At 66.6% G+C, this 15087-nt stretch carries 28 protein-coding genes; all 28 read left to right on the top strand.

What is annotated here, in order from left to right; genetic code table 11:
* Nucleotides 1-384: 384 nt before the first annotated feature.
* The 28 genes from rpsJ (at nucleotide 385) to rpsK (ending at nucleotide 15051) form a co-directional block, all read left to right on the top strand.
* Entirely contained in the window at nucleotides 385-693 is a 309-nt protein-coding gene (gene rpsJ / locus ACIQ9G_RS13585) for a 30S ribosomal protein S10 (RefSeq protein WP_003948644.1), read from the top strand.
* A 17-nt stretch (nucleotides 694-710) separates the two neighbouring features.
* Nucleotides 711-1355, top strand: a complete 645-nt coding sequence (gene rplC / locus ACIQ9G_RS13580; protein WP_028805738.1) for a 50S ribosomal protein L3 — start codon at nucleotides 711-713, stop codon at nucleotides 1353-1355.
* Nucleotides 1356-1362: 7 nt separating this feature from the next.
* Nucleotides 1363-2019 carry a 50S ribosomal protein L4 gene (gene rplD, locus ACIQ9G_RS13575; protein WP_356189310.1) on the top strand — a complete coding sequence of 219 codons (657 nt, stop codon included), beginning with the start codon at nucleotides 1363-1365 and terminating at the stop codon, nucleotides 2017-2019.
* Nucleotides 2019-2438: a 50S ribosomal protein L23 gene (gene rplW / locus ACIQ9G_RS13570; protein ID WP_403608608.1), complete on the top strand. Its 420-nt coding sequence runs from the start codon at nucleotides 2019-2021 to the stop codon at nucleotides 2436-2438. Before rplD ends, rplW begins: the two co-directional genes overlap by 1 nt.
* Before the next feature lie 40 nt (nucleotides 2439-2478).
* Nucleotides 2479-3315, top strand: coding sequence for a 50S ribosomal protein L2 (gene rplB, locus ACIQ9G_RS13565; protein ID WP_007494772.1), 837 nt, complete (start codon nucleotides 2479-2481; stop codon nucleotides 3313-3315).
* A gap of 12 nt (nucleotides 3316-3327) precedes the next feature.
* Nucleotides 3328-3609: a 30S ribosomal protein S19 gene (gene rpsS / locus ACIQ9G_RS13560; RefSeq protein ID WP_010986346.1), complete on the top strand. Its 282-nt coding sequence runs from the start codon at nucleotides 3328-3330 to the stop codon at nucleotides 3607-3609.
* A gap of 45 nt (nucleotides 3610-3654) precedes the next feature.
* Nucleotides 3655-4002 (top strand): 50S ribosomal protein L22, encoded by a 348-nt coding sequence (rplV, locus tag ACIQ9G_RS13555; protein WP_189958136.1) that lies wholly within the window; start codon nucleotides 3655-3657, stop codon nucleotides 4000-4002.
* The gene (gene rpsC, locus ACIQ9G_RS13550) at nucleotides 4002-4829 is read left to right on the top strand and encodes a 30S ribosomal protein S3 (protein WP_037929573.1); all 828 of its coding nucleotides are present in this window, start codon (nucleotides 4002-4004) and stop codon (nucleotides 4827-4829) included. Before rplV ends, rpsC begins: the two co-directional genes overlap by 1 nt.
* 5 nt (nucleotides 4830-4834) lie before the next feature.
* Nucleotides 4835-5254: a 50S ribosomal protein L16 gene (gene rplP / locus ACIQ9G_RS13545; RefSeq protein WP_004927269.1), complete on the top strand. Its 420-nt coding sequence runs from the start codon at nucleotides 4835-4837 to the stop codon at nucleotides 5252-5254.
* A complete protein-coding gene (gene rpmC, locus ACIQ9G_RS13540) occupies nucleotides 5254-5478 on the top strand; it encodes a 50S ribosomal protein L29 (protein ID WP_389012224.1) in 225 nt (74 codons plus the stop codon). Before rplP ends, rpmC begins: the two co-directional genes overlap by 1 nt.
* Nucleotides 5478-5765, top strand: coding sequence for a 30S ribosomal protein S17 (rpsQ, locus tag ACIQ9G_RS13535; protein ID WP_003992363.1), 288 nt, complete (start codon nucleotides 5478-5480; stop codon nucleotides 5763-5765). Before rpmC ends, rpsQ begins: the two co-directional genes overlap by 1 nt.
* 99 nt (nucleotides 5766-5864) lie before the next feature.
* Nucleotides 5865-6233 (top strand): 50S ribosomal protein L14, encoded by a 369-nt coding sequence (gene rplN, locus ACIQ9G_RS13530; protein WP_003998823.1) that lies wholly within the window; start codon nucleotides 5865-5867, stop codon nucleotides 6231-6233.
* 2 nt (nucleotides 6234-6235) lie between these two features.
* Complete coding sequence (rplX, locus tag ACIQ9G_RS13525; RefSeq protein ID WP_030930498.1) at nucleotides 6236-6559, top strand: 50S ribosomal protein L24; 324 nt, start codon at nucleotides 6236-6238, stop codon at nucleotides 6557-6559.
* Nucleotides 6559-7116: a 50S ribosomal protein L5 gene (rplE, locus tag ACIQ9G_RS13520; RefSeq protein ID WP_190181495.1), complete on the top strand. Its 558-nt coding sequence runs from the start codon at nucleotides 6559-6561 to the stop codon at nucleotides 7114-7116. Before rplX ends, rplE begins: the two co-directional genes overlap by 1 nt.
* Nucleotides 7117-7121: 5 nt before the next feature.
* On the top strand, nucleotides 7122-7307 hold the full coding sequence (locus ACIQ9G_RS13515; RefSeq protein WP_003948630.1) for a type Z 30S ribosomal protein S14: 186 nt from the start codon (nucleotides 7122-7124) through the stop codon (nucleotides 7305-7307).
* Between the two features lie 212 nt (nucleotides 7308-7519).
* On the top strand, nucleotides 7520-7918 hold the full coding sequence (rpsH, locus tag ACIQ9G_RS13510) for a 30S ribosomal protein S8 (protein ID WP_356189299.1): 399 nt from the start codon (nucleotides 7520-7522) through the stop codon (nucleotides 7916-7918).
* Nucleotides 7919-7942: 24 nt separating this feature from the next.
* Nucleotides 7943-8482, top strand: a complete 540-nt coding sequence (gene rplF, locus ACIQ9G_RS13505) for a 50S ribosomal protein L6 (RefSeq protein ID WP_403608607.1) — start codon at nucleotides 7943-7945, stop codon at nucleotides 8480-8482.
* 3 nt (nucleotides 8483-8485) lie between these two features.
* Nucleotides 8486-8869, top strand: coding sequence for a 50S ribosomal protein L18 (gene rplR / locus ACIQ9G_RS13500; protein ID WP_356189295.1), 384 nt, complete (start codon nucleotides 8486-8488; stop codon nucleotides 8867-8869).
* A gap of 41 nt (nucleotides 8870-8910) precedes the next feature.
* Entirely contained in the window at nucleotides 8911-9516 is a 606-nt protein-coding gene (gene rpsE, locus ACIQ9G_RS13495) for a 30S ribosomal protein S5 (protein WP_015658456.1), read from the top strand.
* Between the two features lie 2 nt (nucleotides 9517-9518).
* A complete protein-coding gene (gene rpmD, locus ACIQ9G_RS13490) occupies nucleotides 9519-9701 on the top strand; it encodes a 50S ribosomal protein L30 (RefSeq protein ID WP_009190145.1) in 183 nt (60 codons plus the stop codon).
* Between the two features lie 2 nt (nucleotides 9702-9703).
* Nucleotides 9704-10159 carry a 50S ribosomal protein L15 gene (gene rplO / locus ACIQ9G_RS13485; RefSeq protein ID WP_403608606.1) on the top strand — a complete coding sequence of 152 codons (456 nt, stop codon included), beginning with the start codon at nucleotides 9704-9706 and terminating at the stop codon, nucleotides 10157-10159.
* A 245-nt stretch (nucleotides 10160-10404) separates the two neighbouring features.
* Nucleotides 10405-11718 carry a preprotein translocase subunit SecY gene (gene secY, locus ACIQ9G_RS13480; protein WP_392190726.1) on the top strand — a complete coding sequence of 438 codons (1314 nt, stop codon included), beginning with the start codon at nucleotides 10405-10407 and terminating at the stop codon, nucleotides 11716-11718.
* Nucleotides 11718-12380 carry an adenylate kinase gene (locus tag ACIQ9G_RS13475; RefSeq protein ID WP_403608605.1) on the top strand — a complete coding sequence of 221 codons (663 nt, stop codon included), beginning with the start codon at nucleotides 11718-11720 and terminating at the stop codon, nucleotides 12378-12380. Before secY ends, ACIQ9G_RS13475 begins: the two co-directional genes overlap by 1 nt.
* 131 nt (nucleotides 12381-12511) lie before the next feature.
* Complete coding sequence (gene map, locus ACIQ9G_RS13470) at nucleotides 12512-13348, top strand: type I methionyl aminopeptidase (protein ID WP_356189287.1); 837 nt, start codon at nucleotides 12512-12514, stop codon at nucleotides 13346-13348.
* Nucleotides 13349-13595: 247 nt separating this feature from the next.
* The gene (gene infA, locus ACIQ9G_RS13465) at nucleotides 13596-13817 is read left to right on the top strand and encodes a translation initiation factor IF-1 (protein ID WP_003948620.1); all 222 of its coding nucleotides are present in this window, start codon (nucleotides 13596-13598) and stop codon (nucleotides 13815-13817) included.
* 82 nt (nucleotides 13818-13899) lie between these two features.
* The gene (gene rpmJ, locus ACIQ9G_RS13460) at nucleotides 13900-14013 is read left to right on the top strand and encodes a 50S ribosomal protein L36 (protein ID WP_003998809.1); all 114 of its coding nucleotides are present in this window, start codon (nucleotides 13900-13902) and stop codon (nucleotides 14011-14013) included.
* Between the two features lie 187 nt (nucleotides 14014-14200).
* Nucleotides 14201-14581, top strand: a complete 381-nt coding sequence (gene rpsM, locus ACIQ9G_RS13455; protein WP_392190729.1) for a 30S ribosomal protein S13 — start codon at nucleotides 14201-14203, stop codon at nucleotides 14579-14581.
* Between the two features lie 65 nt (nucleotides 14582-14646).
* Nucleotides 14647-15051, top strand: coding sequence for a 30S ribosomal protein S11 (rpsK, locus tag ACIQ9G_RS13450; protein WP_003956432.1), 405 nt, complete (start codon nucleotides 14647-14649; stop codon nucleotides 15049-15051).
* The last annotated feature ends 36 nt before the right edge of the window (nucleotides 15052-15087 follow it).

Below are 15087 nucleotides of genomic sequence, written 5' to 3'. Positions count from 1 at the left end.
CCCGATTGGCCAGCCCCCCGCCCCATATGGCAGACTGTCCGAGTTGCTCGGTCGAGTGTTGATGCTGTGCGCCTCCCGCCGGGGGGACCGGAAGCGAGTCCCACAGTACTCGTCGCCCTAACTGCCTGATGGCAGCGCTGGGGCGGACGTACGGGAATCTTCCGGGAAGTGTCAGCGCGGCACCGGCCAGGCACCCGGTGGGCCTTCGCCCCCGGCTCGCGGTTCCGGCAGGGCCGTGTGCAATCCCGCAGGGATGTTGGAACAAGGGACATCCATGTCAGCGGGAGCGCGACACGCCCGACCGCGTGGGTCGGAGGAACGAAGGCAGCAGCAAGGAAATCACCGGGTTCCAGAGCGTTAGAGAGACAGGACTACTGAGTAGCCATGGCGGGACAGAAGATCCGCATCCGGCTCAAGGCCTACGACCACGAGGTCATCGACTCCTCGGCGAAGAAGATCGTCGAGACGGTGACCCGCACTGGTGCGTCGGTCGCGGGCCCGGTGCCGCTGCCCACTGAGAAGAACGTGTACTGCGTCATCAAGTCGCCGCACAAGTACAAGGACTCGCGCGAGCACTTCGAGATGCGCACGCACAAGCGCCTGATCGACATCCTCGACCCGACGCCCAAGACCGTTGACTCTCTGATGCGACTCGACCTCCCGGCCGGTGTCGACATCGAGATCAAGCTCTGAGGGCCGGTGATCTGAGAATGGCTAAGCAGATCAAGGGCATCCTGGGCGAGAAGCTCGGCATGACGCAGGTGTGGGACGAGAACAACCGCGTTGTTCCGGTCACCGTCGTCAAGGCCGGCCCCAACGTCGTCACCCAGGTCCGTACGAACGACGCCGACGGATACGAGTCCGTTCAGATCGCGTTCGGCGAGATCGACCCGCGCAAGGTGAACAAGCCCCTCAAGGGCCACTTCGCCAAGGCCGACGTCACCCCCCGCCGCCACCTCGTCGAGATCCGCACCGCGGACGCCTCCGAGTACACGCTGGGCCAGGAGATCTCCGCTGAGGTCTTCGAGGCCGGCGTCAAGGTGGACGTGACCGGCAAGAGCAAGGGCAAGGGCTTCGCCGGTGTCATGAAGCGTCACAACTTCAAGGGCCTCGGCGCCGGACACGGCACCCAGCGCAAGCACCGCTCTCCCGGTTCCATCGGTGGCTGCGCCACCCCGGGCCGCGTGTTCAAGGGCCTCCGCATGGCGGGTCGCATGGGCAACGAGCGGGTCACCACCCAGAACCTGACCGTCCACGCCGTTGACGCGGAGAAGGGTCTGCTGCTCATCAAGGGCGCGGTTCCCGGTCCGAACGGCGGCCTCGTCCTGGTCCGCACCGCGGCCAAGGGGGCCTGAGGTACCGATGAGCACTGTTGACATCCTTTCGCCTGCAGGCGAGAAGACCGGTAGCGTCGAGCTCCCCGCGGAGATCTTCGGCGTGGAGAAGATCAGCATCCCGCTGATCCACCAGGTCGTCGTCGCGCAGAACGCCGCTGCCCGCCAGGGCACGCACAAGACCAAGCGTCGCGGTGAAGTCCGTGGTGGCGGCAAGAAGCCGTACCGCCAGAAGGGCACCGGTCGCGCCCGTCAGGGTTCGACCCGCGCGCCGCAGTTCGCCGGCGGTGGCGTCGTCCACGGCCCGCAGCCGCGTGACTACTCGCAGCGGACCCCGAAGAAGATGAAGGCCGCGGCCCTGCGCCACGCCCTCACCGACCGGGCCCGCCACAACCGCATCCACGTCGTCTCCGGCGTGGTCGAGGGCGAGATCTCCACCAAGGCCGCCAAGACGCTGTTCGGCAAGATCAGCGAGCGCAAGAACCTGCTGCTCGTCGCCGACCGCGCCGACGAGGCCGCGTGGCTGTCCGCCCGCAACCTGCCCCAGGTCCACATCCTGGAGCCGGGCCAGCTGAACACGTACGACGTTCTCGTCTCGGACGACGTGGTCTTCACCAAGGCCGCTTTCGAGTCCTTCGTCGCCGGCCCGAACAAGGCCAACGACACCGAAGGGAGCGAGGCCTGATGGCTACGCGTCACCCCTCCATCGCCTCGAAGGCCGCCAAGGCCGCCAAGGCCGCGCGCGTCGCCAAGGCGCGCCGTCACGCCACCGAGGGCAAGAACACCGTCGAGACCCCGCTGAGCAAGTCGTACACGGACCCCCGTGACGTCCTGCTGAAGCCGGTCGTCTCCGAGAAGAGCTACGCGCTCCTCGACGAGAACAAGTACACGTTCATCGTCGACCCGAACGCCAACAAGACCCAGATCAAGCAGGCCGTCCAGGCGGTCTTCGAGGTCAAGGTCACCGGGGTCAACACGATCAACCGCCAGGGCAAGCGCAAGCGCACGAAGACCGGCTTCGGTCAGCGTGCCGCCACCAAGCGCGCGATCGTGACCCTCGCCGAGGGCGACCGTATCGACATCTTCGGCGGTCCGACCGCCTGAGGGCGGTCCGGATCGTCCGATATCGGACGAGGACTGAGAAATGGGAATCCGCAAGTACAAGCCGACTACGCCGGGCCGCCGTGGCTCCAGCGTCGCCGACTTCGTCGAGGTCACGCGGTCCACGCCGGAGAAGTCGCTGGTCCGCCCGCTGCACAGCAAGGGCGGCCGTAACAACGCCGGTCGTGTGACCGTTCGCCACCAGGGTGGCGGACACAAGCGCGCCTACCGCGTGATCGACTTCCGTCGTCACGACAAGGACGGCGTGCCGGCGAAGGTCGCGCACATCGAGTACGACCCCAACCGCACCGCGCGCATCGCGCTGCTGCACTACGCCGACGGCGAGAAGCGCTACATCCTCGCCCCGCGCAACCTGCAGCAGGGCGACCGCGTGGAGAACGGTCCCGGGGCCGACATCAAGCCGGGCAACAACCTGGCCCTCCGCAACATCCCGGTCGGTACCACGATCCACGCGATCGAGCTCCGTCCCGGTGGCGGTGCCAAGTTCGCCCGCTCCGCCGGTGCCTCCGTGCAGCTGCTCGCGAAGGAGGGCTCGATGGCCCACCTCCGCATGCCTTCCGGTGAGATCCGCCTGGTCGACCAGCGCTGCCGCGCCACGGTCGGCGAGGTCGGCAACGCCGAGCAGAGCAACATCAACTGGGGCAAGGCCGGCCGCAAGCGCTGGCTGGGCGTTCGCCCGACCGTTCGCGGTGTGGCGATGAACCCGGTCGACCACCCGCACGGTGGTGGTGAGGGCAAGACCTCCGGTGGTCGCCACCCGGTCTCCCCGTGGGGTCAGAAGGAGGGTCGTACTCGTTCGCCGAAGAAGGCTTCGAACAAGTACATCGTCCGCCGCCGCAAGACGAACAAGAAGCGCTAGGAGCGGGTTTAGATGCCGCGCAGTCTCAAGAAGGGGCCCTTCGTCGACGACCACCTGATCAAGAAGGTGGACGCACAGAACGAAGCCGGTTCCAAGAACGTCATCAAGACCTGGTCCCGTCGCTCGATGATCATCCCGGCCATGCTCGGCCACACGATCGCGGTGCACAACGGCAAGACCCACATCCCGGTGTTCGTCACCGAGTCGATGGTCGGCCACAAGCTCGGCGAGTTCTCGCCGACGCGCACCTTCCGGGGTCACGTCAAGGACGACCGGAAGTCGAAGCGCCGCTAGTAGCGGATCGCATTCAGACACGTAAGTAACTCTGAAGGGACAACCATGGAAGCCAGGGCCCAGGCGCGGTACATCCGCGTCACGCCCATGAAGGCCCGCCGTGTGGTGGACCTCATCCGTGGCATGGACGCCACGGAGGCCCAGGCTGTTCTGCGATTCGCTCCGCAGGCAGCCTCCGCACCGGTCGGCAAGGTGCTCGACAGCGCCATCGCCAACGCCGCGCACAACTACGACCACACCGACGCCGACAGCCTCTTCATCTCCGAGGCCTACGTCGACGAGGGCCCGACCCTGAAGCGGTTCCGTCCGCGCGCCCAGGGCCGTGCCTACCGGATCCGCAAGCGGACCAGCCACATCACCGTGGTCGTCAGCAGCAAGGAAGGAACCCGGTAATGGGCCAGAAGGTAAACCCGCACGGGTTCCGCCTCGGTGTCACCACCGACTTCAAGTCGCGTTGGTACGCCGACAAGCTGTACAAGGACTACGTCAAGGAAGACGTCGCCATCCGTCGGATGATGACGTCCGGCATGGAGCGCGCCGGCATCTCGAAGGTTGAGATCGAGCGCACCCGTGACCGCGTCCGCGTGGACATCCACACCGCGCGTCCGGGCATCGTCATCGGCCGCCGTGGCGCCGAGGCCGACCGCATCCGCGGCGACCTCGAGAAGCTCACGGGCAAGCAGGTCCAGCTGAACATCCTCGAGGTCAAGAGCCCCGAGACGGACGCTCAGCTGGTTGCTCAGGCCGTCGCCGAGCAGCTCTCCTCCCGCGTCTCCTTCCGTCGTGCCATGCGCAAGAGCATGCAGGGCACGATGAAGGCGGGCGCCAAGGGCATCAAGATCCAGTGCGGTGGCCGCCTCGGCGGCGCCGAGATGTCCCGCTCGGAGTTCTACCGCGAGGGCCGCGTGCCCCTGCACACGCTCCGCGCGAACGTGGACTACGGCTTCTTCGAGGCCAAGACGACCTTCGGCCGCATCGGTGTGAAGGTCTGGATCTACAAGGGCGATGTCAAGAACATCGCCGAGGTCCGCGCCGAGAACGCTGCGGCCCGTGCGGGTAACCGCCCGGCCCGTGGTGGCGCCGACCGCCCGGCCCGTGGTGGCCGCGGTGGCGAGCGTGGCGGTCGCGGTCGCAAGCCGCAGCAGGCTCCCGCTGCCGAGGCCCCCAAGGCCGAGGCTCCGGCTGCCGCTCCGGCTGAGAGCACCGGAACGGAGGCCTGACCGACATGCTGATCCCCCGTAGGGTCAAGCACCGCAAGCAGCACCACCCGAAGCGCCGTGGTCAGGCCAAGGGCGGTACGACGGTCGCGTTCGGCGAGTACGGCATTCAGGCCCTCACGCCGGCGTACGTGACCAACCGCCAGATCGAGGCGGCCCGTATCGCGATGACCCGCCACATCAAGCGTGGCGGCAAGGTCTGGATCAACATCTACCCGGACCGTCCCCTCACCAAGAAGCCGGCCGAGACCCGCATGGGTTCCGGTAAGGGTTCGCCGGAGTGGTGGATCGCGAACGTCCACCCGGGTCGGGTGATGTTCGAGCTGTCCTACCCGAACGAGAAGATTGCGCGTGAAGCTCTGACTCGTGCGGCCCACAAGCTGCCGATGAAGTGCCGGATCGTCAAGCGCGAGGCAGGTGAAGCGTGATGTCGGTCGGTACCAAGGCGTCCGAGCTGCGCGAGCTGGGCAACGAGGAGCTTCTGGGCAAGCTCCGCGAGGCCAAGGAAGAGCTGTTCAACCTCCGCTTCCAGGCGGCGACCGGTCAGCTCGAGAACCACGGTCGGCTGAAGGCCGTCCGTAAGGACATCGCGCGGATCTACACCCTGATGCGTGAGCGCGAGCTGGGCATCGAGACGGTGGAGAGCGCCTGATGAGTGAGAGCAACGTGACTGAGCAGACTGCAGAGGCCCGCGGCTTCCGCAAGACCCGTGAGGGTCTCGTCGTCAGCGACAAGATGGACAAGACCGTCGTCGTCGCAGTCGAGGACCGCGTCAAGCACGCGCTGTACGGCAAGGTCATCCGCCGTACCAACAAGCTCAAGGCGCACGACGAGCAGAACGCCGCGGGTGTCGGCGACCGCGTCCTCCTGATGGAGACCCGGCCGCTGTCCGCCACGAAGCGGTGGCGCGTCGTCGAGATCCTCGAGAAGGCCAAGTAAATCTCCTGCGGGGCATCCCTCGCAGGACAGTTCCGCCAGGCTCCGGGGGCCGCTCGCTGAGTGGCCCCCGGGGAACCGGCAGACAAACAGGAGATAGACGTGATCCAGCAGGAGTCGCGACTGCGTGTCGCCGACAACACTGGTGCGAAGGAGATCCTTTGCATCCGTGTGCTCGGCGGCTCCGGTCGCCGCTACGCGGGCATCGGTGACGTCATCGTCGCCACCGTCAAGGACGCGATCCCCGGTGGCAACGTGAAGAAGGGTGACGTCGTCAAGGCGGTCATCGTTCGCACCGTCAAGGAGCGCCGCCGCCCGGACGGCTCGTACATCCGCTTCGACGAGAACGCCGCCGTCATTCTGAAGAACGACGGCGACCCTCGCGGCACCCGTATCTTCGGCCCGGTGGGCCGTGAGCTGCGCGAGAAGAAGTTCATGAAGATCATCTCCCTCGCGCCGGAGGTGCTGTGAGCATGAAGATCAAGAAGGGTGACCTGGTCCAGGTCATCACCGGCAAGGACAAGGGCAAGCAGGGCAAGGTCATTGCCGCTTACCCGCGCGAGGAGCGTGTCCTGGTCGAGGGTGTCAACCGGGTCAAGAAGCACACCAAGGCCGGTCCGACCGCCAGCGGTTCCCAGGCCGGCGGCATCGTGACGACCGAAGCCCCCATCCACGTGAGCAACGTTCAGCTCGTCGTGGAAAAGGACGGCAACAAGGTCGTGACCCGCGTCGGTTACCGCTTCGACGACGAAGGCAACAAGATCCGCGTTGCCAAGCGGACGGGTGAGGACATCTGATGGCTACCACCACTTCCCCGCGTCTGAAGCAGAAGTACCGCGACGAGATCGCCCCGAAGCTGCGTGACGAGTTCAAGTACGAGAACGTCATGCAGATCCCGGGCCTCGTCAAGATCGTGGTCAACATGGGTGTGGGCGACGCCGCCCGCGACTCCAAGCTGATCGAGGGCGCCATCCGCGACCTCACCACGATCACCGGTCAGAAGCCGGCCGTCACCAAGGCCCGGAAGTCCATCGCGCAGTTCAAGCTGCGTGAGGGTCAGCCGATCGGTGCCCACGTCACGCTCCGTGGCGACCGCATGTGGGAGTTCCTGGACCGCACCCTGTCGCTCGCGCTGCCGCGCATCCGCGACTTCCGCGGCCTGTCCCCCAAGCAGTTCGACGGCCGTGGCAACTACACCTTCGGTCTCACGGAGCAGGTCATGTTCCACGAGATCGACCAGGACAAGATCGACCGCGTCCGGGGTATGGACATCACCGTGGTCACCACGGCGACCAACGACGCTGAGGGCCGCGCGCTCCTTCGTCACCTCGGCTTCCCGTTCAAGGAGGCGTGAGCGAGATGGCGAAGAAGGCTCTGATCGCTAAGGCTGCTCGCAAGCCCAAGTTCGGTGTGCGTGGCTACACCCGCTGCCAGCGCTGCGGCCGCCCGCACTCCGTGTACCGCAAGTTCGGCCTGTGCCGCGTGTGCCTTCGTGAGATGGCTCACCGTGGCGAGCTGCCGGGCGTGACCAAGAGCTCCTGGTAATTCCGGTAATTCGGGATTCCCAAGGCTCTCGGTAAGCATCTGGGTCGGCAGGAGCCCCATCCCCCATGCCTTAGGCTTGTGGGGTTGGGCGCCTGCCGCGCCCGTACGACTTACTACGCCGTAGGTCCACCGCGCCGCACCCGTCCCGTCTCGGATCGGGGAGAGGGATGGCGCACCAGGAAACCCCGGCGAGAGAGGCCGAAGGCCAATTCATGACCATGACTGATCCGATCGCAGACATGCTCACGCGTCTGCGGAACGCGAACTCGGCATACCACGACTCCGTGACGATGCCGGCATCGAAGATCAAGTCGCACATCGCGGAGATCCTCCAGCAGGAGGGCTTCATCACGGGCTGGAAGGTCGAGGACGCCCAGGTGGGCAAGAACCTCGTCCTGGAGCTGAAGTTCGGCCCCAACCGTGAGCGCTCCATCGCGGGCATCAAGCGGATCTCCAAGCCCGGTCTCCGGGTTTACGCGAAGTCCACCAACCTGCCGAAGGTGCTGGGCGGCCTCGGCGTGGCGATCATCTCCACGTCGCACGGTCTCCTCACCGACAAGCAGGCCGGCAAGAAGGGCGTGGGTGGGGAAGTCCTCGCCTACGTCTGGTAGCGGAAGGGAACGGAGGAAACAGCTATGTCGCGTATTGGCAAGCTCCCCATCACGGTTCCCGCCGGCGTGGACGTCACCATCGACGGCCGTACGGTCTCGGTCAAGGGCCCCAAGGGCGAACTGACCCACACCGTCGTGGCGCCGATCGAGATCGCCAAGGGCGAGGACGGCACCCTCTCGGTGACGCGCCCCAACGACGAGCGTCAGAGCAAGGCCCTGCACGGCCTGTCCCGCACGCTGGTGGCGAACATGATCACCGGCGTGACCCAGGGTTACGTGAAGAAGCTCGAGATCAGCGGTGTCGGTTACCGCGTCACGGCCAAGGGCGCGAACCTCGAGTTCGCGCTCGGCTACAGCCACCCGATCACCGTCGAGGCGCCCGAGGGCATCACCTTCAAGGTGGATTCCCCGACCCGCTTCCAGGTCGAGGGCATCGACAAGCAGAAGGTCGGCGAGGTTGCGGCCAACATCCGCAAGCTGCGCAAGCCCGACCCGTACAAGGCCAAGGGCGTCAAGTACGAGGGCGAAGTCATCCGCCGCAAGGTCGGAAAGGCGGGTAAGTAAGCCATGGCATACGGGCAGAAGATCCTCAAGGGCGACGCCTACAAGCGCGCCGCGATCAAGCGCCGTCACATCCGGATCCGCAAGCGGATCGCCGGTACGGCGGAGCGCCCCCGTCTGGTCGTGACCCGCTCCAACCGCCACATCGTGGCGCAGGTGATCGACGACCTGAAGGGCCACACCCTGGCGTCCGCGTCCACGCTGGACACGTCCGTCCGCGGTGGCGAGGGCGACAAGTCCGCGCAGGCCAAGCAGGTCGGCGCCCTGGTCGCCGAGCGTGCCAAGGCCGCCGGTGTCGAGGCCGTCGTGTTCGACCGTGGTGGCAACCAGTACGCCGGGCGCATCGCCGCCCTGGCGGACGCCGCCCGCGAGGCCGGACTCAAGTTCTGAGTCGGTTCCGTAGCTAGCGGAAACAGAGAGAGGTAATTCCAATGGCTGGACCCCAGCGCCGCGGTGGCGGTGCCGGTGGCGGCGAGCGGCGGGACCGGAAGGGCCGTGACGGCGGCGCAGCTGCCGCCGAGAAGACCGCGTACGTTGAGCGCGTAGTCGCGATCAACCGCGTCGCCAAGGTTGTGAAGGGTGGTCGTCGCTTCAGCTTCACCGCGCTGGTCGTGGTGGGCGACGGTGACGGCACCGTGGGTGTCGGATACGGCAAGGCCAAGGAGGTGCCGGCCGCCATCGCCAAGGGCGTTGAGGAGGCCAAGAAGCACTTCTTCAAGGTCCCCCGCATCCAGGGCACCATCCCGCACCCGATCCAGGGTGAGAAGGCTGCCGGCGTCGTGCTGCTCAAGCCCGCGTCGCCCGGTACCGGTGTTATCGCCGGTGGCCCGGTGCGTGCCGTGCTCGAGTGCGCCGGTATCCACGACATCCTGTCGAAGTCGCTCGGCTCCGACAACGCGATCAACATCGTGCACGCGACCGTGGAGGCCCTGAAGGGCCTGCAGCGTCCCGAGGAGGTCGCGGCCCGCCGTGGTCTGCCGCTCGAGGACGTCGCCCCCGCGGCCCTCCTTCGTGCGCGTGCCGGGGCGGGTGCGTAATCGTGGCGCAGCTCAAGATCACGCAGACGAAGTCCTACATCGGCAGCAAGCAGAACCACCGCGACACGCTGCGTTCCCTGGGCCTCAAGCGCCTGGGTGACGTGGTGGTCAAGGAGGACCGTCCCGAGTTCCGCGGCATGGTGCACACCGTCCGCCACCTCGTGACGGTCGAGGAGGTCGACTGATCATGGCGGAGCAGAACCCGCTCAAGATCCACAACCTCCGTCCCGCCCCGGGTGCCAAGACCGCCAAGACCCGTGTCGGTCGTGGTGAGGCCTCGAAGGGTAAGACGGCCGGTCGTGGTACGAAGGGCACGAAGGCCCGTTACCAGGTTCCGGAGCGCTTCGAGGGTGGCCAGATGCCGCTCCACATGCGTCTCCCGAAGCTGAAGGGCTTCAAGAACCCGTTCAAGACCGAGTACCAGGTCGTGAACCTCGACAAGCTGGCCGCGCTCTACCCCGAGGGTGGCGAGGTCACGGTCGAGGGTCTGGTGGCCAAGGGTGCCGTTCGCAACAACAGCCTCGTCAAGGTCCTCGGCCAGGGCGAGATCTCCGTGGCGCTGCAGGTGACGGTCGACGCCGTCTCCGGCTCCGCCAAGGAGAAGATCACCGCCGCCGGCGGTAGCGTCACCGAGCTCGTCTGACTCTTTCGGACGTCTCGATGACCTGAACGATCCCAACCGGGGATACCCACAAAAGGGGTATCCCCGGTTGGTCGTTCCAAGGGGGGCAGTGTCGCCGGTAAGGTGGCCTGCACTGTCCACTTTCACCGGGCCGCCGCACCTCGGGCACCCGGAGCGGCACTCGTCCGTTGTTAAGTCGTTGTTCTCTGTTGGAACCTCAAGACCGTCACCCTTGACGCAGTTGCGCGGGGGTCGCAGGAGGCACCGTGCTCACCGCGTTCGCCCGGGCGTTCAAGACGCCCGACCTGCGCAAGAAGCTGCTCTTCACGCTGGGCATCATCGTGGTCTACCGGGTCGGTACCCACATCCCGATCCCCGGCGTCAACTACAAGGCCGTCCAGACGTGCGTGAAGGAGGCGTCCGGCAACCAGGGCCTCTTCGGTCTGGTCAACATGTTCAGCGGTGGCGCGCTGCTGCAGATCACCGTCTTCGCCCTGGGGATCATGCCGTACATCACGGCGAGCATCATCCTGCAGCTGCTGACCGTGGTGATCCCGCGCCTGGAGGCCCTCAAGAAGGAGGGCCAGTCCGGCACGGCCAAGATCACCCAGTACACCCGGTACCTCACCGTCGCGCTGGCGATCCTGCAGGGCACCGGCCTCGTGGCCACCGCCCGCAGCGGCGCCCTGTTCGGCCAGTGCTCGGTCGCCGCGGACATCGTCCCCGACCGGGCGATCTTCACCACGATCACGATGGTCATCTGCATGACGGCCGGCACCGCGGTCGTGATGTGGCTGGGTGAGCTCGTCACCGACCGCGGCATCGGCAACGGCATGTCGATCCTGATGTTCATCTCGATCGCCGCGACCTTCCCGTCCGCGCTGTGGGCGATCAAGAAGCAGGGCAAGCTCGCCGACGGCTGGATCGAGTTCGGTACCGTGATCCTGGTCGGCCTGGTCATGGTCGGCCTGGTGGTCTTCGTGGAGCAGGCCCAGCGCCGTATCCCGGTGCAGTACGCGAAGCGCATGATCGGGCGCCGTTCCTACGGTGGCACCTCCACCTACATCCCGCTGAAGGTGAACCAGGCGGGTGTGATTCCGGTCATCTTCGCCTCGTCGCTGCTGTACATTCCGGCGCTGGTTGCCCAGTTCGCGGGAGGCAATTCCGGCTGGAAGACCTGGGTTCAGCAGAATCTGACCAAGGGCGACCACCCGATTTACATCACTACGTACTTCTTGCTCATCGTTTTCTTCGCGTTCTTCTACGTGGCGATCTCCTTCAACCCCGAAGAAGTCGCCGACAACATGAAGAAGTATGGTGGCTTCATCCCGGGCATCCGGGCTGGCCGACCGACCGCTGAGTACCTGAGCTACGTGCTCAACCGGATCACCTGGCCGGGTTCGCTGTATCTGGGCCTGATCGCTCTCGTACCGACAATGGCGTTGGTTGGCTTTGGGGCAAGCCAGAACTTCCCGTTCGGTGGCACCAGCATCCTGATCATCGTGGGTGTCGGTCTCGAAACGGTGAAGCAGATCGAGAGCCAGCTCCAGCAGCGCAATTACGAAGGGTTCCTCCGCTGATGCGAATCGTCCTCGTCGGGCCGCCGGGTGCAGGTAAGGGAACGCAGGCGACGCGCCTGGCCGAGAAGCTGCGCATCCCGCACATCTCCACGGGCGACCTGTTCCGCGCCAACATCAGCCGGCAGACCGAGCTGGGCAAGCTCGCGAAGTCCTACATGGACGCCGGCAACCTGGTACCGGACGAGGTCACCATCGCGATGGCCAAGGACCGCATGGAGCAGCCCGACGCCGAGAACGGCTTCCTGCTCGACGGCTTCCCGCGCAACGTCAAGCAGGCGGAGGCGCTGGACGAGCTGCTGGAGTCCGAGGGCATCACGCTGGACGCGGTGCTGGACCTGGAGGTCCCCGAGGAGGAGGTCGTGAAGCGGATCGCCGGCCGGCGCATCTGCCGCAACGACTCCAGTCACGTCTTCCACGTGACGTACAGCCGGCCGAAGCAGGACGGCGTGTGCGACGTCTGCGGCGGCGAGCTGTACCAGCGCGACGACGACTCCGAGGAGACCGTCCGCAAGCGGCTGGAGGTCTACCACACGCAGACCGAGCCGATCATCGACTACTACAAGGCGCAGGGCCTGGTCGTGACGATCTCGTCGCTGGGCCCGGTGGACGAGATCACGCGCCGGGCGCTGGAAGCGCTGAAGCGCGAGGAAGCCACCCAGTAGTCCCACGCCGGTCGCAGCCGCGGTTCCCGTCAGGGGCCGCGGCTGCGCTGTGGGCCGGTGCGGCCGCCGGCGCCCCCCGTATCGTTGAAGGTGTTCGTACACTCCCCGGTCCCAGAAAGGCCGTAGCCCCCATGGTGCAGATCAAGACCCCCGAGCAGATCGCCACGATGCGTGCCGCGGGGCTGGTCGTCGCCGCGATCCACGCGGCCACCCGGGAGGCCGCCGTGCCCGGGGCAACGACGAAGGACCTCGACGAGGTGGCGCGGAAGGTGCTCGCCGAGCACAACGCCAAGCCGAACTTCCTCGGCTACGGCGGCTTCCCGGCCACCATCTGCACCTCCGTGAACGAGGTCGTGGTCCACGGCATCCCGTCCGACGAGGTCGTCCTCAAGGACGGCGACATCATCTCCATCGACTGCGGCGCGATCGTCGACGGCTGGCACGGCGACGCCGCCTACACGGCCTTCGTGGGTTCCGGTCACGCTCCGGAGCTGGTCGAGCTCTCCCGGGTGACCGAGGAGTCGATGTGGGCCGGCATCGCGGCGATGAAGCAGGGCAACCGGCTGGTCGACATCTCCCGGGCGGTCGAGACCTACATCCGCCGCCAGCCCAAGCCGGGCGGCGGCAAGTACGGGATCATCGAGGACTACGGCGGCCACGGCATCGGCACCGAGATGCACATGGACCCGCACCTGCTGAACTACGTGGACCGCCGCCGGGGCAAGGGCCCGAAGCTCGTGCCCGGGTTCTGCCTGGCCATCGAGCCGATGGTGTCCCTGGGCACCCCGCGGACGCGGGTCCTGGAGGACGACTGGACCGTGATCACCACGGACGGCACCTGGTCCTCGCACTGGGAGCACTCCGTCGCCCTGACCGAGCAGGGCCCGCTGGTACTGACCGCCCCCGACGGCGGCAAGGCCAAGCTCGCCGAGTACGGCATCACGGCCGCCCCGGACCCGCTGGCCTGACGGGCCGCCCCACCGTCCCGCGGCCCTGGCCCGTGGCGTCGCCGCCCGCCCCGAAGGGGCCGCTCCGCGACCGCCCCGTGGCCGGCTTCCCGATTGCCCCGCATGATGATCTCCGGCGCGGGGCAGACTTCTCCGATTCGTCTTTCCGGGTGCGCTGACGTAGACTGACTCGTCGGCTCTCGTGCACCCGCATGTCCGCATGCGCTCGCACGGGGTCGATCAAGGTAGTCGATTCGAAGGGCGAAGCGTGGCCAAGAAGCAAGGTGCCATCGAGATCGAGGGCACTGTCGTCGAGTCTCTTCCGAACGCCATGTTCAAGGTCGAGCTCCAGAACGGCCACCAGGTCCTGGCACACATCAGCGGCAAGATGCGTATGCACTACATCCGCATCCTCCCTGACGACCGGGTCGTGGTGGAGCTGTCTCCGTACGACCTGACGCGTGGCCGGATCGTCTACCGCTACAAGTAGATCTTGCCCGCACTCCGTGTTCGCGGGGTGCGCATCCCGTCGTAGGCGGGGTGGTGGCACTGACCCGGAGAACCTCAATCCCATGAAGGTCAAGCCGAGCGTCAAGAAGATCTGCGACAAGTGCAGGGTGATCCGCCGTCACGGTCGGGTCATGGTCATCTGCGAGAACCCGCGCCACAAGCAGCGCCAGGGCTGACGCACGACCGCACCCTCTGCACTCCGCAGGGATTCGCGCGACGCAAGCTGAATATGTTCATACGCAGGGCCCAGGCCGACACGGTCTGACACCCCCGGTTCGGAGGCCGGGGACCCAGTTCGTACCTGGTACGGCGGCTGGGGTCCGGCTCTGCGGAAGACCTCCGAGGATCAACTGGAGCCATTGAATGGCACGCGTTTCCGGTGTTGACATCCCGCGCGAAAAGCGCGTGGAGGTCGCCCTCACCTACGTGTTCGGCATCGGCCGGACCCTCTCGCAGCAGACGCTCGCTGCGACCGGCATCGACCCGAACACCCGGGTCCGTGAGCTCTCCGAGGAGCAGCTGGTCGCGATCCGCGAGTACGTCGACAACAACATCAAGACCGAGGGTGACCTCCGTCGTGAGATCCAGGCCGACATCCGCCGCAAGGTGGAGATCGGCTGCTACCAGGGTCTGCGTCACCGCCGCGGCCTGCCCGTCCGCGGTCAGCGCACCAGCACCAACGCCCGCACCCGCAAGGGCCCGCGTCGCGCCATCGCCGGCAAGAAGAAGCCGGGCAAGAAGTAGTCCGCAGCGGACGCCTGTCCACGGTCTTCGCTGTAGGACCGACCACCTCCCGTAGGAGTTAAGAGATGCCCCCCAAGGGACGTCAGGGCGCTGCCAAGAAGGTGCGCCGCAAGGAAAAGAAGAACGTCGCTCACGGCCACGCGCACATCAAGAGCACGTTCAACAACACGATCGTCTCCATCACGGACCCGTCCGGCAACGTGATCTCCTGGGCCTCCGCCGGCCACGTCGGCTTCAAGGGCTCCCGGAAGTCCACGCCGTTCGCCGCGCAGATGGCCGCCGAGTCGGCTGCCCGCCGCGCCCAGGAGCACGGCATGCGCAAGGTCGACGTCTTCGTCAAGGGCCCGGGCTCCGGTCGTGAGACCGCGATCCGCTCCCTGCAGGCCACGGGCCTCGAGGTCGGCTCCATCCAGGACGTCACCCCGACCCCGCACAACGGCTGCCGTCCGCCGAAGCGCCGTCGCGTCTGACGCACGGGCCGCTCAACGGTCTTCACGGGGTGTGGG

The sequence above is a fragment of the Streptomyces sp. NPDC096152 genome (assembly GCF_044763235.1).
Taxonomy (GTDB): domain Bacteria; phylum Actinomycetota; class Actinomycetes; order Streptomycetales; family Streptomycetaceae; genus Streptomyces.
The sequence above is the reverse complement of the archived record's forward strand: the minus strand, read 5'-3'. Positions and strand labels throughout refer to the sequence as shown.

Bases quoted from the DNA above. Each gene is read 5' to 3' on its own strand.
- rplF (WP_403608607.1), top strand. From the start codon at position 7,943: ATGTCGCGTATTGGCAAGCTCCCCATCACGGTTCCCGCCGGCGTGGAC.
- rpsC (WP_037929573.1), top strand. From the start codon at position 4,002: ATGGGCCAGAAGGTAAACCCGCACGGGTTCCGCCTCGGTGTCACCACC.
- rplW (WP_403608608.1), top strand. From the start codon at position 2,019: ATGGCTACGCGTCACCCCTCCATCGCCTCGAAGGCCGCCAAGGCCGCC.
- rpmJ (WP_003998809.1), top strand. From the start codon at position 13,900: ATGAAGGTCAAGCCGAGCGTCAAGAAGATCTGCGACAAGTGCAGGGTG.
- rplP (WP_004927269.1), top strand. From the start codon at position 4,835: ATGCTGATCCCCCGTAGGGTCAAGCACCGCAAGCAGCACCACCCGAAG.
- rpsQ (WP_003992363.1), top strand. From the start codon at position 5,478: ATGAGTGAGAGCAACGTGACTGAGCAGACTGCAGAGGCCCGCGGCTTC.
- rplV (WP_189958136.1), top strand. From the start codon at position 3,655: ATGGAAGCCAGGGCCCAGGCGCGGTACATCCGCGTCACGCCCATGAAG.
- rplC (WP_028805738.1), top strand. From the start codon at position 711: ATGGCTAAGCAGATCAAGGGCATCCTGGGCGAGAAGCTCGGCATGACG.
- rplB (WP_007494772.1), top strand. From the start codon at position 2,479: ATGGGAATCCGCAAGTACAAGCCGACTACGCCGGGCCGCCGTGGCTCC.
- rpsH (WP_356189299.1), top strand. From the start codon at position 7,520: ATGACCATGACTGATCCGATCGCAGACATGCTCACGCGTCTGCGGAAC.
- rpsM (WP_392190729.1), top strand. From the start codon at position 14,201: ATGGCACGCGTTTCCGGTGTTGACATCCCGCGCGAAAAGCGCGTGGAG.
- rplR (WP_356189295.1), top strand. From the start codon at position 8,486: ATGGCATACGGGCAGAAGATCCTCAAGGGCGACGCCTACAAGCGCGCC.
- rpsK (WP_003956432.1), top strand. From the start codon at position 14,647: ATGCCCCCCAAGGGACGTCAGGGCGCTGCCAAGAAGGTGCGCCGCAAG.
- rplD (WP_356189310.1), top strand. From the start codon at position 1,363: ATGAGCACTGTTGACATCCTTTCGCCTGCAGGCGAGAAGACCGGTAGC.
- map (WP_356189287.1), top strand. From the start codon at position 12,512: ATGGTGCAGATCAAGACCCCCGAGCAGATCGCCACGATGCGTGCCGCG.
- rpsJ (WP_003948644.1), top strand. From the start codon at position 385: ATGGCGGGACAGAAGATCCGCATCCGGCTCAAGGCCTACGACCACGAG.
- rplX (WP_030930498.1), top strand. From the start codon at position 6,236: ATGAAGATCAAGAAGGGTGACCTGGTCCAGGTCATCACCGGCAAGGAC.
- rplE (WP_190181495.1), top strand. From the start codon at position 6,559: ATGGCTACCACCACTTCCCCGCGTCTGAAGCAGAAGTACCGCGACGAG.
- rpmC (WP_389012224.1), top strand. From the start codon at position 5,254: ATGTCGGTCGGTACCAAGGCGTCCGAGCTGCGCGAGCTGGGCAACGAG.
- rpsS (WP_010986346.1), top strand. From the start codon at position 3,328: ATGCCGCGCAGTCTCAAGAAGGGGCCCTTCGTCGACGACCACCTGATC.
- rplO (WP_403608606.1), top strand. From the start codon at position 9,704: ATGGCGGAGCAGAACCCGCTCAAGATCCACAACCTCCGTCCCGCCCCG.
- rpsE (WP_015658456.1), top strand. From the start codon at position 8,911: ATGGCTGGACCCCAGCGCCGCGGTGGCGGTGCCGGTGGCGGCGAGCGG.
- ACIQ9G_RS13515 (WP_003948630.1), top strand. From the start codon at position 7,122: ATGGCGAAGAAGGCTCTGATCGCTAAGGCTGCTCGCAAGCCCAAGTTC.
- ACIQ9G_RS13475 (WP_403608605.1), top strand. From the start codon at position 11,718: ATGCGAATCGTCCTCGTCGGGCCGCCGGGTGCAGGTAAGGGAACGCAG.